This window comes from Pseudoalteromonas umbrosa (genome assembly GCF_030125375.1).
Lineage (GTDB): Bacteria > Pseudomonadota > Gammaproteobacteria > Enterobacterales > Alteromonadaceae > Pseudoalteromonas > Pseudoalteromonas umbrosa.
The window spans coordinates 1-15,069 of record NZ_JASJUU010000001.1 but is presented as its reverse complement, the minus strand read 5'-3'; the positions used below and the strand labels follow the sequence as shown (position 1 = coordinate 15,069).

Sequence of the window (15,069 nt, the reverse complement as noted above, 5' to 3'; positions counted from 1 at the left end):
TAAAAACGCCAAAACATTGAAAAATAAATATTTAAATTTGTTTGGACGATAAAAAAGGAGGCTACTGCCTCCTTTTATAAAAGTTTGAGAGTGAGTGTCAATATTTTATTCTAAATATTGGCACGGAAAGTGCTAACATTAAGGTGTTCATTGAAAACATGAACTGTTTTGGATTATAAGCTCCTCCGCTTTACCATCCAATTCCGGTGTCTGTGTTAATACCCCATCAAGCACAGACACCATCTTCTTCCTCCGCTTACCTAATTTCTACTTTTATTAACCTAATAGACTCAATGCAGCTTGCGGACGTTGATTAGCCTGACTTAAGATTGTTTGGCTAGCCTGTTGTAGAATCTGCATCTTAGTTAGTGATGCTGTTTCTGTAGCAAAATCAGTATCTTTAATACGAGATTTTGCAGCTGATAGGTTTTCAGCAATATTCGACTGGTTACGAATAGTTGACTGGAATCGGTTTTGAACCGCACCTAATTCCGCACGTTTTTTATCTACTACAGCAATCAACGCGTCCATACCAGCTAAAACAGCCTGTGCATTTGCTTGTGAAGATACACTGATAGACCCAGCTTGGAATGTGTCACTAAAAGTAAAGTCATTAGATGCGCCTGAAATTGCACTAACGCCACTAGCTAAGCCTGACAAGTCATTTTTAGCGATTGCACTGGCAACACCTGCAATCCCTGATAGCGTAAACCCGCCATTAGTAGAGATATCATTTGCCGTGCCGGCAACATTTTTCATACTAAAGCCGATTGTTTGTACTGCATCAGCACCGACTTGGAAGCTCGCTTCATACGTACCATCTAATAGGTTTTGACCACCGAAAGTAGTATCTGCCGCTACACGGTTAACTTCTGCCGATAATGAACGAATTTCTTCTTGAATCGCCAATCGGTCTTCGTCTGTATTTGAACCATTCGAAGCCTGTTGCGCCAAAGTACGGATACGCTGGAACATTGACGTTACCTCATCCATTGCACCTTCAGCTGTTTGTGCTAATGAAATACCGTCGTTTGCGTTACGGTTACCTTGGTTTAGACCGTTAATCTGTGATGTTAAACGGTCAGAAATTTGTAGACCTGCCGCATCATCAGCTGCGCTGTTGATTCGGAAGCCTGATGATAGACGTTTAAACGAAACGTCTAATGAGTTGCCTGAATTGCTTAGTTGTCTTTGAGCATTCAATGAACTTACGTTAGTATTTACATAAAGTGCCATGGTAATTCTCCCACTGTAAACTGAGTACTTACTCTCAAACTTGTAACTCTCATGACCTTCGAGTTATTTAAACTGTCCGGCTTGGTTAATTAAGTTATCGGACGGCAAAAAGTTTCCTTTAGAATTTTTTTGATATTTTTTTTAAGATATTGAATTTAAAGTGATTTAAATCAATTAAAGTGAGCTATGTATTAGATGGGAAAGAAGTTTCCGTTTGCAATAGTTTATTACTACTGGGTAAGTTTACTTATGAAGTTCAGTTGGTTAGTAAAAAAACTTGATTTTTTAAGGCCTATAAACAAAAAAGCCGTCAAGTTACTGACGGCTTTTAATTATCGAATATAATCAAGTAATGATAAGTTGGACAATCGTCCATATGTTGCTTGCGATGCTTGAAGCTGAGTTTCGTGTTTGGTGAGCTCAGTGATCGCTTCAGCCATATCTAGCTCGATCAGATCCGCTCTCGATATTTTATTATTAATATCTAAATCTATATTTGCTTCAGTGATCCGTGTCGCAGTGTTCATCCTTCCACCTAATCCAGATTGAATTTGAGACACCCTATTTTTTGCATTTTCTAACCCAATCATTGAGTCAGCTAAAACTTGACGATAATCTTTGTCAGACAAATTAGGATCTTGTACAGCGGTTATTAAGTTATCTAAAGTATTTAACACATTGTCTTTTTGAGGCGCTTCAAGTTCAAATGTAATTGTATCAGCAGCACCCGCAGTCCCTGTAAAACTGAACTCCATTCCAGCTACTTGAATATTATTTTCAGTGTACGTACCCGAATCAAATACTGTTGCGCCTTGCATCAATCTGTAACTTGGTGGAGTTGTTGTTCCATTTAATTCAAGTTGGAATTCATTTCTTGTCGCTGGTGCCGTAGGGTCTGGGTTGTAATTTGCTTTATGAAATAAATCAAATGGACCTTGCTGGGTAACATATACGTCTGAACTTACTATACCGCCCGAAGGCGTAGCTGTATTGCTCGTAACATTTAACCGTTGTTCTACGCTCTCAAAAACATCATACCCATTATCACTTGATTTAATCTCAACACCTTCAGCCACTTTTATCTTATGTTGACCTTGGTCACCGCTGTAAGCATATCGATTATTGTTACTATCGTATTCGTATGTTCGAGTATTATCTTGATAACCAGAGAAAATATAGCGCCCGTCTTCAGTTTTAGAATTCATCAGCTCTAAAACAGCTGTTTTTATCGATTCAAGCTCTTCAGATAATGCTGATTTATCTGGTGAAGTTAAAGAGCCATTACCCGCATTCACTGTCAATTCAATAGAACGAGTCAGTGAGTCTTTAATATTATCTAATACACCCTCTTGCGTATCAAGACGACTCTTAAGCATGGTCAGGTTTTTCGAGTACTGCTCGTTAGTTTGAATTTTATCAGAATACAGTAAGGACCTTGCCATTGCAGAGGGATCATCAGATGCCGATAATACACGCTTTTGCGTATTAACTTGATTCATCGACTTATTGACTTCTTGTTGACTGTTTAAAATAGAATTCAAGTTATTCTTAAAAATCATATTATGAGATAAACGCATAATTACCTCGCTGCACTAAGTAAAGTGTCAAAAACAGTTCTGGCAGCACTCAATATTTGTGCCGCAGCAGAATAAGATTGTTGAAAACGTAATAAATTTGCTGCTTCTTCATCTAAATTTACGCCAGCCACTGACTCAAACCAGGCTTCAGATTGCGCAGCAAGTGCATCATATGCGGCCCCATTTGTTTTCGCTTGGTTTGCCACTACACCTATTTCTGTCACCAAACCGGCATAAGCTTCATTAAACGTCTTCAAATTATCTGCAACTGCTGTTGTCACTACATTTTGTCTGACAAGTTCTCCTGATTGAAGCTCGCTTAATAAGAGTCCGTTACGGTTATCATCAAACCCGCCTTCATTGAACTCAATAACGTACGTATCACCTGTTGCAGGCTCGCCATCAATATCAAAATCAAAACCATAAGCCGCAAATGCGCCACCCGCCGCAGCTAAAATATTCTCTCGCGGTGCGGGTGCTGTAAATGTTGTCGTTCCGCTAGCATCTGTTATTTGATATTCATCAGGGTTACCTGTTTTCACCAACGTAATTGTGCCATTAGTAAAAGTAGGAGGCGTAGTCGCAGAAAAGTTACTGCTTGCGGGATCAGTATTAGTAACCATTCCCACAGAAATAGTCGCGTTACTAACATTATTCGCTGAAGACTCTGTACGAACAGGAGAAGCCAAAGCAAGGCTTTCAGGTCTATCCGTGGCTAGAGACAATGTGCCTGCAGCCGCAGAATTCAGCTTGATATCAAATATATCTCCGTCGTTAGGTAAAGCTGCAGCACCATTCACATCTGTGAAGTTAATTTCCAAACCAAATAGTTCAGCCCCTGTCGGGGTAACAGTTTGAGAATTTAAAGGTGCAGTATAAGGGACGGTAGTGGCGTTACCAATAGTATTTCCCTGAGCATCAATTGCAGCAATCGTGACGTTACCTGCATTATAAGTGACTCTAAAATCTGTTGCAGGGATCTGCTTACCTTGACCAGCTTCTAATGTAGCATTTAGCTGAGTTGTACTTGTGTTACTGCTGTGTGGATAACCCGCAGTCGTCGGAATAGTAAATATATTCCCTCCCAAGTTACCATCTAGATCCATGCCCAGTTTGTTTTGTTGATTAAAAGCATCTGCTAAGGAAAGTGCTATTTGACCAAGTTGGTTTTGTGCAGGGATCAGGATTTCATCTCGAAATGCCAAAAGCCCACCAATTTTTCCCTGTAACTTTGTTTGATCGACAGCTAGAGCAATTGCAGCGCCCTCTGTAATATCGAGCTTCAATTCCTTTTTATTGGGGTCAGGATCACCATCCAATGAAAATAGATTGAAACTGCCGTTTTCCATCACGACGGCCTGGCCAGACCCCAAAAAGACTAGCTTTTCACCGTTAGAACCATCCAATGTTTCAATATCAACTAATTCAGAAAGATCTTTGATCGCTTGGTCTCGTTCATTGAGTACAGAATTAGCATTATCATTATCTGGGTTCGCATTAAGTGCACCAACCTGTCCATTTAAATCGCTTATTTTCTGAATTAAATTATTTGCCTCTTGCGAATATATCGACAATTGCTCATTCACTATATTGTTTTGATCAAACACAATACCCGACAAACGATCCATCTGATCAATCATATTTTGCGCGTCTGTTAAAAATAATGAGCGAGTCACTGTTGAGGAAGGCAAATTCATTGCTTCTTGTAAATTATTAAATAAGGAGTTAATACTCGAGTTTAAGTTGTTGGAATCCTCGCCGAACAAGGTATCAACACGCGTTGACTCAGTAACAAACTGATTATAATAAGACTGACTAGATATATCTCTATACAACTGCTTTTGCGCAAACTCATTTAACAGTCTGACAGTTTCTCCACGCCCTACTTGATTGCCTATCATGGTCGCGTGCTCTGTACGCTCCCTGATATATCCGACTGTGTTTAAGTTGGCGATATTTTTACTGGTCGTTTGCAGTAACTCACTACTTGCTCTAACGCCAGAAGTGCCAATGTTCATTAAATTAAAAGACATCTTAGTTTACTCCTTGACGTATAAACGAAGACAAAGCCGATTGAAAATGACTTCCACCTAATACATTTTTAATTTTGTTCGCATAATTTGGGTCGGTCGCATATCCAGCTTGCTGCAAGGCATCTAGGTAATCACTCGGTTTAGCAACTTTTTTCAATGCATCTTCGTAACGAGGGTTAGACTGTAAAAAGTTTACATAATCACTGAAACTGTCTTTCAGTGACTCGTAAGCGCGAAAGTTTGCTTGTTTTTTAACAGGTAAGCCCTGTTCAAATTCAAGTGTCATTTTACTGGCACTATCTCCTGTCCAGCGGCTATCCGCCTTGATATTAAATAAGTTAAAACTGCTATTACCATCAGGTTTTGAAATAACATGCTTGCCCCAACCAGTTTCTAAAGCAGCTTGTGCCACCATAACAGCAGGGTTTAGCCCAATTTTTTCAGCAGCTGACTTAGCGTAACCCCACAAAGTATTGATAAACTCTTCTGGGCTTTCAAAAGCTTGAGGATCAGTTTGCTGCTGTTGAGCAATCTCGGAAGGTGCTGACGTAGTCAATTCAGTGCTGTCTGGGGTATTTTTATGTGGAGCTTGGCCACCGGCTATTTTATCGCTTTGGATCTCCGCCCCAGTACGAATAACTGAGGAAGGCATATAACCATCTTTTTGCGGAGAAAGTTGCTGAACAATCAAATCCGCTAAACCTAAACTACCTTTACCTGACAGCTCTAGTGCCATTTGCTGATCATGCATGTCGCGGTAAAATTTAACACTGCTCGAATTGAAAGGGCTATCTTTGTCTTCGAATGCTTCATTTGCCTTACGCATGCTGCTCAATAGCATTTGCGTAAAGATTGACTCAAACTGCTCCGCAGCCTTTTTTAACGCCTGCTTTGACGCATCACCATCCCCTGCACTTTTTAATGCATCCTGTCTCAGTGAGTTCAGGTTGTTTAAATCAAAAAAACTTTGATTGTGTGTAGGATCAGTATTCATGGTCAAAAACACGTCGTTAAAACAGATAGTGTTAGCAATGCAAATACTGGGCCAAAAAAAAGCCTCAAAACATTGAGGCTATCTTATTGATTATAAATAAAACTATATGACGACTAATTGACCATGAATTGCGCCTGCTTCTTTCAGCGCTTCTAATATGGCCATTAAATCGCCCGGTGCTGCACCGACTGCATTAATGGCACGAACTAAATCATCTAAGCTACTACCGGGATCAAATACAAATGCTCGAGAATCATCTTGATCAACATCAACAATGCTCTGTTGCGTCACAACAGCATCTGCATCTGTCAAAGGCTGAGGCTGTGATACATTCGTTTGCTCCGCAATCGTGACTGTCAAACCACCGTGCGTTATAGCAGCAGGCTGAAGTTTGACATCTTTACCAATTACAATAGTCCCTGTTCTAGAGTTAACTATGATTTTTGCCGAGGTATCTGCTGGCTTAAACTCCAAGTTTTCCAAAGTGGACAAATAAGCAACTCGCTGTGATGGATCTCTAGGAGCTATAACTCTCACAGAGGCGGCATCTAATGCGCTGGCGCTATTTGGACCAACTAATTCGTTGATTCTGTCGGCTAAACGCTTCGCTGTTGTAAAATCAGGTCGATTTAAATTAAATGTAATATGGTCTCCCTGTGTAAACGGGCTCTTAACTGCTCGTTCAACCATTGCGCCGTTAGGAATTCGGCCCACAGTCGGCGTATTAATGACTACTCGACTGCCATCTAACCCCTCCGCACCTAAACCACCGACGATCATACTGCCCTGCGCTATTGCATAAACATTACCATCTACACCTTTTAAAAATGTTTGTAACAATGTACCGCCTCTCAAACTTCCAGCGCTACCAATTGACGATACTGTTACATCAATACTTTGTCCTGGTTTAACAAAAGGCGGTAATTCAGCATGGACAGCTACAGCAGCAACATTTTTAATCTTTGGTTTTAAGTTACCAGGCAAAGTAATACCAAAGCTATTTAGCATCGCTTTAAAACTTTGTTCAGTAAATCGGCTTTGCTCACCGGTACCAGGTAAACCCACCACAAGACCATAACCGATGAGTTGGTTGCTCCTAACTCCTTCCACAACACTGACATCTTTAATTCGCTCAGCTTGTACATTTATCGACAAGATAAGGAGCCATGATAAAATAACACTTTGCAGAATACGCATAATCAACTTCCTTAAAATGGCATTAATGTGCTCATGAAGAATTTAGTTAGCCAACCAGCACTTTGGACTTCTTGCGTCTGACCTTTACCTGAATATTGGATACGTGCATTAGCAATTCGATTAGACTCCACTTCGTTTTCAGCGGAAACATCTTGTGGCCTCACTAAACCCTCTAAGCGAATAAACTCTTCCCCCGTATTAAGTGTCAGCCATTTCTCACCTCGGATCACCAAGTTGCCATTGGGTAAAACTCTCATAACATTCACAGAGATGTTACCAAACAAACTATTTGATTGATTGGCTTGTGCATCACCTTGATAGGAAGAGTTCGCTCCCATATCCAATTGAATGGCATCGCCACCAATATTGACAGGGGCGTTGCCTAGACCAAGAAAAGGGTCCACATTTACTTCACTGTCTTTATCTAATTTGGAATTAGCCGCTTTAGAAGCTTGAGTAGACTCTCTCAATACAACTGTGATTATGTCGCCGACTCTCACTGCTTTTTTATCAGAGTACAGATCATTTGAATATGAGTTGAACAGCGAGCCCGTTGTGACGACTGGCTCAGCTTCCATTTCGGGATACATAGGTGCGTAATAAGGATCATCTCTAACAACATCACTGTTTTCCGTAGACATGCATCCACTTAAGCCTAAACCTAACGTAACTACCAATATACATTTACGCATGATCTGCCCTACCCTACTTAAAGTTGTTGATTGATGTAACTTAGCATTTCGTCAACTGACTTAATGACTTTCGAGTTCATCTCATAGACGCGCTGGGTCTCAATCAGGTTTACCAATTCTTCAGTTACGTTCACATTTGACGTTTCAAGCGCCCCCTGCACCATAGAACCTAATCCTTCAACACCTGGGTTACCTTGCACTGGAGCCCCACTTACAGCAGTTTCTGTATACAAATTTTGTCCAATCGGCTCTAACCCTGATGGATTGATAAAATCACTGATAACCAATTGACCAATAACCGTGTTTTCCGCCTGACCGTTGATGCTTACGGATACTTCACCGTCTTGGGATATGGTGATGGAGTTCGCATTATCTGGTACTGTCATCTCTGGCTGCACAGGAAAACCTGCGCCGGATGTCACAACCCGCCCTGTTTCATCCGTAGTGAATTGACCATTACGAGAATACGCTATCGTGCCATCTGGCATTTGAATTTCAAAAAAGCCTGGGCCTTGGATCATCCAGTCCAAAGAATTCTCAGTGCTGATCATATTCCCTTGAGAAAAGTTCTTTTGGTTGGCTACTACTTTCGAACCTGCACCAAGCATTAAACCTGAAGGCAATTCAGTATCTTGTGAAGAACGACCACCCGGCTGGTTGATATTCTGGTAAAGCAAGTCTTCGAAAATTGCTCTACTTTTCTTATAACCAACGGTACTAGCGTTAGCTAGGTTATTCGAAATAACTGAAATATCAGTTTGCTGAGCATCAAGCCCTGTTTTACTTATCCACAATGCTGGATTCATAATTTATACCTCACTCTCTTATACTATGCGCAGGAGCGAAGTGTGTCGCTCGTCGATTTCTTCTGCTGACTTCATTAACTTCATTTGCATCTCAAACTGTCTTTGGTGATTAATCATATCGACCATTTCATGAACGGGATTCACATTTGACATTTCAAGATAACCACTCATAACTTTGGCTGTCGGGGAAACCTCACAAAAGCCACAATGCCCGTCTTCAAGCTGATCTTCTTTTGGCCTAAATAAACCATCATTGCCTTTCTCTAATTTATTATTGTCCGCAGAAATAATTTTCAACCTATCAACGGTTTCTAAGAAATTAGCAGGCGCGCCTTGAGGGCGAACTTGAATTGAGCCATCATCACTAAACACGACCTTATCGATCGGTAACGGTAAGATGATTGGTCCTCCTTCGCCAATTAATTGACGTCCATGGCTAGTTACCAAAGCACCATCACTTGTGATATTTAGCGTCCCCACTTTTGTATAAGCTTCTTCGCCACTTGCATCCATTACACTTATCCATGACTTTTCATCTACAGCAATGTCCAAGTCCCGGCCTGTTTCAGCAACTGCTCCGCTTAACATATTTGTTCCAGGGCGTTCCTGCATGGCGAATACTCGAGTAGGCAACCCTTCTCCGAAAGCCTGCATCGATCTCGCTTGTGCGAAATCAGCCTTAAAGCCTGTCGTATTTGCGTTTGCTAAATTATTAGCCTTAAGCGCAACACCGCGAAGGCTTTGCTTAGCGCCAGACATGGCGACATAAAGCATTTTATCCATGAGAACGACCTAAAACTGTTCAATATATAGTGATAAAAGCAATATTAATGCCAAGGTGAGTGTCAAAAAATAAAAAAGCCGCAAATGCGGCTTTTTTTACAGAAGGGGTATTATCGGATCTGCAAGATAGCTTGTTGCAATGTTGAATTCACTTCTAGCGCCCTTGAATTTGCTTGGAAGTTTCTTTGCGCGCTTATCAAGTCAACCAACTCATTAGTCAAGTTTACATTTGATTGCTCAAGCGCTGATGAGTTGATTGTACCCAAAGTACCTGAACCAGGTTCGCCTGCGATTGGCTCACCAGACGTTAAACTTTTCTTCCAGCCAGTATTACCGGCTTCAGTCAAACCCTGTGAGTTTGAAAATCTCACCATCGCAACCTGTCCTAGGAAGGTTGAATCACCATTACTGTAAGACGCGACAATCTTACCATCAGAACCAATATCAATACCTGCAAGTCGGCCAGTTGTCGCACCATCTTGGTCAAGTGCCTTAACTTCAAAACGGCTTGCAAACTGCGTTGGTAACTTATTGGTTGTATTAGCTTCATCACGCCAGTTTAATTGAATGTCTGACGGAAAGGTTGCGCCGTTAGTTAATAACCCAGATAAATTACCTGCTGTTAAATTAAGTGGGTTAAAGGTTGTACCTGTGTTGGGGGTTTCTGCAGCGTCAGTATGCTCTGGAAAACCTTGCGCATTAAATCCAAATTCAGTAATGGCCGTTATTGTTGCGGGCGGAACAATCTCACTGCCATTTGCATCAAAAGACTTTCCACCTAACGTTGCAAACACCTGCCACTCATTTGGAGCAGTTGCTGGATCTTCTTTACGGAAAAATAGTTGCAATGTATGTGGCTCACCCAAAGAGTCATACACTGTCGTCGACGTTGAGCTGTTATAAGATGCCGACGTATCGGGGTCGAACGCAATCGTTGGTGCAGTCGCTGTTGAATCTAAATTAAATGATGAATAAACATTCGTTGTTGCACGCGGAGAACCTGAAGCATCTGGTATTTGCAATGGTGACGACGTACTTAAACTCACTGATGTTGTATCACCTGTACTTGGATCAACAGGGAAACCCTGTAAAAAGTTACCATTAGCATCGACAATAAAATTATCTTTATTCAGCTTAAAGGCACCTGCTCGGGTGAATGTATAATCTTGACTACCTAAATCTTCACTCATTGCGAAATAACCTTCACCTGTAATAGCAAGGTCAAGTGAGTTTTGGGTAAAGTTTAAAGAGCCTTGGTGGAATTGCTGAGCAACCATGGTTGTTGATACACCATCACCATTTTTAGTTTTACCAGCACTAAATACTGACGATGCATATACAGAAGCAAATTCTGCACGAGACTCTTTAAAGCCCGTGGTATTTACGTTTGCAATGTTATTAGCTGTTGTGTCCAAATCTTTTTGGGCTGCAGCTAGTCCTGTTAAAGCAATATTAAAACTCATACTCTAATACCTCTATAAATGAAGGTTAAATCTTGTGATTAAGCTATCTCTGCAACGTCAGACAGTCTAACTGCACCAGCTTTAGTGTTAATTACAATGCCCTGAGAGCCATTTACATTCACACTATCAATATTTCTAAATGTTGCTGTTGGCAATGCCTCAAACTTACCGTTTGTTTGCCCTTCAGCTTTAATTGTGTACTCGCCAGCAGGGGCTGGTTCATCATCATCAGTAAGCCCATCCCACTCGAAGCGGGTTGCACCTACACTTTGGTTACCTAATTCAATCTTTCTGACAAGCTCCTTCTTATCATTGATGATACTCAAAGTGAGTTTTTCGACAGGCTCTGCAACAATGATAGACCCTCTCGCCTGCAAGCCGGGTCCATGCTCGATGGTGTCAGACTCGAGCAAAGCTTTCTTACCTATCAATGTCGATGCTTGAAGTGCTGAATTTGATGTCATCGATGCGGCCAATGACTCAAACTTCGTATTTAAGTTTGAAATACCCTCAGCCATCGTAAAGTTGGTCATCTGGGATATCATCTGATCATTGTCAGCTGGTTTACTCGGGTCTTGAAAAGACAATTGCTGAGTAAGTAGCGCAAAGAAATCTTCCTGCTTTAGCTCATCATTTTTCTCAGTTGGCACTTTGTTATCTTGCCAACGCAACGAGTCAACAAAGGACGAAGTTGCGGAATTGACATCATTACTCATCAGCTATACTCCCAATTAGCGCTGACCAAGCAACAGAGTTTTACTTAACATCTGCTTTGCTGCGTCTGCTACTTGAACATTCGTTTGGTACGACCGTGAGGCGGAAATCATGTTTGTCATTTCTTCCACCACGTTCACATTCGGTTTATAGATATAACCATCTTTATCAGCACTTGGGTGATTAGGGTTGTATTCAACTTGCAGCGGCTTGTCACTCTCAACAATACCCAAAACCTTAACTCCCACAGACGAACTCAATGTATTAGGATTTGCCGCTGCTGCCTTATTCAATTCGGCAGCAAATACGGGATGCCTAGCTCTATACACTTTATCCTGACTAGAACTGATGCTGTTTGCATTGGATATATTACTGGCAGTGGTATTCAAGCGTACATTCTGTGCACTCATGCCAGAGCCTGCGATATCAAAAACGTTATATAAACTCATAATTAGGCTCCTTGACCACCACCAAGCGCTTTTTTCAAGCTTTTAAATTTACCACCCAAAAAGTTCAAACTAGCTTGGTACTCTAATGCATTTTGTACATACAAGTTTCGTTCCACCTGTATATCAACAGAGTTGCCATCGCCCGTATCTGTTTGATTTGGATTACGAAATAATTCTTCACTGTTAGTCAATCTTGTCCCACCACTAATGTGTTTTTCGTTGGTACGGGTCATCTGATTGCCGCTTTGCTGTGCCGACTTTGCCGCATTTAACGCTCGGCCAAAATCTATGTCTTTTGCTTTGTAACCGGGAGTATCAGCATTTGCGATATTACTCGCTAAGATCTCTGCACGTTGAGAACGGATCAACATTGTATGCTGATGCACTCCTAGCGCTTTATCAAAACTAATTGCCATAACCAACTCCAAAAATTTGACTATATGCAGGTTAATGCAAAAGTAAGACCAACTTTAGGTCTAATCAAGAAAACAAATTTAAGCAATAAATATCAATAAGTTAAAACACAATAAAAAGCGAATCAACTTTGTCAATAATATGCTTTTAACCCATCCATAGCTGTGTTTAAGCAGGTTTTATTCCAGCAATAGGAGGAATTCTGACAATAATGATTCAAAAATAATGCTAGTCTTAGATTGGCATTCAGATTTCTGCGGGCAGCTTATCCAAAATGTGTAGCACCGAGACAAAACCTAGTAGGTAAATCAATAAATTAATGTCAAATTTCGGTTTTTTAAAAGGCTATGTTTATTACGTTTTCTTAGGTTGCCCAATTAAGCCCAGTGAAATTTAAAGGCAAAGCCATCGAATTAGATACCATCATCAGTATGTTTAAAGTTGAAAGCTCAGCGATAGAAAGTGGTATTCAGGGCGGTGTATAAATTGTGTCGATAGGCTGAGGCTCGAACTCACATCATAACTGACGTTCACCGTTACCAATTGGAGATACTACCGCCATTATTAATTAATACTCATGCATTAGGTGGTCGAAATATGAGCTCACACAAGTGACTGTAATTATCTGTCGAAGCAGTTTAATGATCAGAATAGAGCCTATATAAATAGTAGAGATCGTATCAGGATAAGCACAGCAAGATGCAACATCAATAGCTGCTTAGCTAGATTCCTTGTCAGTGAAACGAAGTATAGTAGGAATTTGGATTCCTCATTATATTTTCCCTATCTCTTATGTCGCAATAGTTAGTACATGGACCGCTGTTCTTGCTATTAAAGATTATAATTATCGAATGAGCACTTCTTCAACTGTTTTCTTATTAGCCAATTTATATAACTGTTTAAATCAAATTTATAGACCTGTTGCAGAAAAAGCCTGTTTAAACACCTTTAGAAACGTTTCTAAACGGGGTTAATATTCATAAATCATTCCATTGTAGCCGTACATCACCTCAGCGCCTCTCAGGAGCACACAACGCACATCATAAAAGGTTCATCAGCTAACTGTAGTAGGTCAGCCCTGAGAATTGACAACTAGGCACCGCAGCCAGACCAAGGTGCTATATCATCTGCATGAGCGCGGTTTGAGCCAAACTCAACGCCGGCTTCATCCGCAAAGTATGCAAGGGCTTCACTCTGAAAATCGTACTCTCATAAAATCGAGTTTTTGTTTTTAGTGTCACTTTTCTGAGTAAATTCGTTCAGAGGTTCCCAATTCGAGCCGTCGGGCACTTGCTGTTTATCCCAGCGCTCTGCTGTTGATAGAAGTAAATATTTACCAATGTTTTAGTGGAGTGTTTTCGGGTTTGGGAATTCAGAAGCATTTGATTAAGTTATGTTGATAACTATCAATGATAAAATTGTAGACTGAATTTAACTCCTGCCATTATGCTTTTCCTCTCTGATCTGCACTAAGCGCCCACTTTCGGCAATAGATATCGTTTATTTTACTTTATCGGTTTGCAGCACTTACCCAACCAGCAAACCGAGTAATCATAACCGTTGAGCATATAGTTATTGAAACGAGTTCAACTACTACTCGCTTGAGAGGGTCGAGCAAGCAGATTAGTGGTGGTGAAACTTGCTCACTTCAACTTGCACTTATCGTGCAAAAGGTTAGCGACAGCGAACAAAGTGAGTGCGCTCTTTTTGCGCAAGGTGAATATCGTGCGAAAGGTTAATGACACAGCGCGAAGCGCTGACATTCTTTTCGTGCAAGGTGAAGTGAGCTATTTTAGCTGTTGCCAAGAGACTTAAACACAAAAACCCGTTGCATCTCTGCAACGGGTTTCTTTTATTTGGCGCTTTTGGTGCGCTACGCAGTAGAATGTCCTACTTTCACATGGGAAAGCCACCGCTGGCCGCCCCACACACTATCATCAGCGCTATCGTGCAAAAGGTTAGCGGCAGCGAACGCAGTGAGTACGCTCTTTTTGTGCAAGGTGAAATGAGCCGCTTTAATCGCTGCTAAGGGACTTAAACGCAAAAAAGCCCGACTCTTTCGAATCGGGCTTTCTTTTATTTGGCGCTTGGCAATGTCCTACTTTCACATGGGAAACCCCACACTATCATCGGCGCTATTTCGTTTCACTACTGAGTTCGGCATGGAGTCAGGTGGTTCCAAAATGCTATGTTCACCAAGCAAATTCTTTACTTTTAGTTTTTATTATTTATTTTTTAAAATTGGGCCCTGGCAATGTCCTACTTTCACATGGGAAACCCCACACTATCATCGGCGCTATTTCGTTTCACTACTGAGTTCGGCATGGGGTCAGGTGGTTCCAAAATGCTATGTTTACCAGGAAATTCTGTATGCAAGATGTTTAAAACACCTTACTAAAATCTGGAAGCGTAATTAAATTCTTATCGTCTACTTTCTATTCTTAACTTCTAACAAGCTTAAAACCACTTTGGCGTTGTATGGTTAAGCCTCACGGGTAATTAGTACGAGTTAGCTCAATGCCTCACAGCACTTCCACATCTCGCCTATCAACGTTGTAGTCTTCAACGGCCCTTCAGTTAACTTAAAGTCAAAGTGAGAACTCATCTCGAGGCTCGCTTCCCGCTTAGATGCTTTCAGCGGTTATCGATTCCGAACGTAGCTACCGGGCAATGCTATTGGCATAACAACCCGAACACCAGCGGTTCGTCCA

The 15,069-nt window shown here is 41.1% G+C and carries 13 protein-coding genes and 3 rRNA genes; all 16 read right to left on the bottom strand.

What is annotated here, in order from left to right; genetic code table 11:
• Positions 1-276: 276 nt before the first annotated feature.
• Positions 277-1,236: a flagellin N-terminal helical domain-containing protein gene (locus QNM16_RS00075; RefSeq protein WP_284018556.1), complete on the bottom strand. Its 960-nt coding sequence runs from the start codon at positions 1,234-1,236 to the stop codon at positions 277-279.
• A 332-nt stretch (positions 1,237-1,568) separates the two neighbouring features.
• Positions 1,569-2,813, bottom strand: a complete 1,245-nt coding sequence (gene flgL, locus QNM16_RS00070) for a flagellar hook-associated protein FlgL (protein ID WP_284018555.1) — start codon at positions 2,811-2,813, stop codon at positions 1,569-1,571.
• Positions 2,814-2,815: 2 nt separating this feature from the next.
• Positions 2,816-4,846 (bottom strand): flagellar hook-associated protein FlgK, encoded by a 2,031-nt coding sequence (flgK, locus tag QNM16_RS00065; protein ID WP_284018554.1) that lies wholly within the window; start codon positions 4,844-4,846, stop codon positions 2,816-2,818.
• 1 nt (position 4,847) lies between these two features.
• A complete protein-coding gene (gene flgJ / locus QNM16_RS00060) occupies positions 4,848-5,840 on the bottom strand; it encodes a flagellar assembly peptidoglycan hydrolase FlgJ (RefSeq protein WP_284018553.1) in 993 nt (330 codons plus the stop codon).
• A 102-nt stretch (positions 5,841-5,942) separates the two neighbouring features.
• On the bottom strand, positions 5,943-7,037 hold the full coding sequence (locus QNM16_RS00055; protein WP_284018551.1) for a flagellar basal body P-ring protein FlgI: 1,095 nt from the start codon (positions 7,035-7,037) through the stop codon (positions 5,943-5,945).
• Between the two features lie 11 nt (positions 7,038-7,048).
• Positions 7,049-7,729: a flagellar basal body L-ring protein FlgH gene (gene flgH, locus QNM16_RS00050; protein WP_284018550.1), complete on the bottom strand. Its 681-nt coding sequence runs from the start codon at positions 7,727-7,729 to the stop codon at positions 7,049-7,051.
• Between the two features lie 17 nt (positions 7,730-7,746).
• Positions 7,747-8,535 carry a flagellar basal-body rod protein FlgG gene (gene flgG / locus QNM16_RS00045; RefSeq protein WP_023401742.1) on the bottom strand — a complete coding sequence of 263 codons (789 nt, stop codon included), beginning with the start codon at positions 8,533-8,535 and terminating at the stop codon, positions 7,747-7,749.
• An 18-nt stretch (positions 8,536-8,553) separates the two neighbouring features.
• Positions 8,554-9,318: a flagellar basal body rod protein FlgF gene (locus QNM16_RS00040; RefSeq protein WP_284018548.1), complete on the bottom strand. Its 765-nt coding sequence runs from the start codon at positions 9,316-9,318 to the stop codon at positions 8,554-8,556.
• A 110-nt stretch (positions 9,319-9,428) separates the two neighbouring features.
• Positions 9,429-10,781 carry a flagellar hook protein FlgE gene (gene flgE / locus QNM16_RS00035; RefSeq protein ID WP_284018546.1) on the bottom strand — a complete coding sequence of 451 codons (1,353 nt, stop codon included), beginning with the start codon at positions 10,779-10,781 and terminating at the stop codon, positions 9,429-9,431.
• A gap of 38 nt (positions 10,782-10,819) precedes the next feature.
• Positions 10,820-11,497, bottom strand: a complete 678-nt coding sequence (locus QNM16_RS00030; protein ID WP_284018545.1) for a flagellar hook assembly protein FlgD — start codon at positions 11,495-11,497, stop codon at positions 10,820-10,822.
• A gap of 15 nt (positions 11,498-11,512) precedes the next feature.
• Entirely contained in the window at positions 11,513-11,944 is a 432-nt protein-coding gene (gene flgC, locus QNM16_RS00025) for a flagellar basal body rod protein FlgC (protein WP_063363462.1), read from the bottom strand.
• 2 nt (positions 11,945-11,946) lie between these two features.
• Complete coding sequence (gene flgB, locus QNM16_RS00020) at positions 11,947-12,360, bottom strand: flagellar basal body rod protein FlgB (protein ID WP_063363463.1); 414 nt, start codon at positions 12,358-12,360, stop codon at positions 11,947-11,949.
• A gap of 1,207 nt (positions 12,361-13,567) precedes the next feature.
• Positions 13,568-13,699 (bottom strand): phage virion morphogenesis family protein, encoded by a 132-nt coding sequence (locus QNM16_RS26430; protein WP_369291453.1) that lies wholly within the window; start codon positions 13,697-13,699, stop codon positions 13,568-13,570.
• 744 nt (positions 13,700-14,443) lie between these two features.
• A 5S ribosomal RNA gene (gene rrf, locus QNM16_RS00015) occupies positions 14,444-14,558 on the bottom strand.
• A gap of 46 nt (positions 14,559-14,604) precedes the next feature.
• Positions 14,605-14,719: ribosomal RNA gene (gene rrf, locus QNM16_RS00010) — 5S ribosomal RNA — on the bottom strand.
• Between the two features lie 117 nt (positions 14,720-14,836).
• A 23S ribosomal RNA gene (locus tag QNM16_RS00005) occupies positions 14,837-15,069 on the bottom strand; the annotation flags it as partial.

Bases quoted from the DNA above. Each gene is read 5' to 3' on its own strand.
- QNM16_RS00075 (WP_284018556.1), bottom strand. From the start codon at position 1,236: ATGGCACTTTATGTAAATACTAACGTAAGTTCATTGAATGCTCAAAGA.
- flgL (WP_284018555.1), bottom strand. From the start codon at position 2,813: ATGCGTTTATCTCATAATATGATTTTTAAGAATAACTTGAATTCTATT.
- flgK (WP_284018554.1), bottom strand. From the start codon at position 4,846: ATGTCTTTTAATTTAATGAACATTGGCACTTCTGGCGTTAGAGCAAGT.
- flgJ (WP_284018553.1), bottom strand. From the start codon at position 5,840: ATGAATACTGATCCTACACACAATCAAAGTTTTTTTGATTTAAACAAC.
- QNM16_RS00055 (WP_284018551.1), bottom strand. From the start codon at position 7,037: ATGCGTATTCTGCAAAGTGTTATTTTATCATGGCTCCTTATCTTGTCG.
- flgH (WP_284018550.1), bottom strand. From the start codon at position 7,729: ATGCGTAAATGTATATTGGTAGTTACGTTAGGTTTAGGCTTAAGTGGA.
- flgG (WP_023401742.1), bottom strand. From the start codon at position 8,535: ATGAATCCAGCATTGTGGATAAGTAAAACAGGGCTTGATGCTCAGCAA.
- QNM16_RS00040 (WP_284018548.1), bottom strand. From the start codon at position 9,318: ATGGATAAAATGCTTTATGTCGCCATGTCTGGCGCTAAGCAAAGCCTT.
- flgE (WP_284018546.1), bottom strand. From the start codon at position 10,781: ATGAGTTTTAATATTGCTTTAACAGGACTAGCTGCAGCCCAAAAAGAT.
- QNM16_RS00030 (WP_284018545.1), bottom strand. From the start codon at position 11,497: ATGAGTAATGATGTCAATTCCGCAACTTCGTCCTTTGTTGACTCGTTG.
- flgC (WP_063363462.1), bottom strand. From the start codon at position 11,944: ATGAGTTTATATAACGTTTTTGATATCGCAGGCTCTGGCATGAGTGCA.
- flgB (WP_063363463.1), bottom strand. From the start codon at position 12,360: ATGGCAATTAGTTTTGATAAAGCGCTAGGAGTGCATCAGCATACAATG.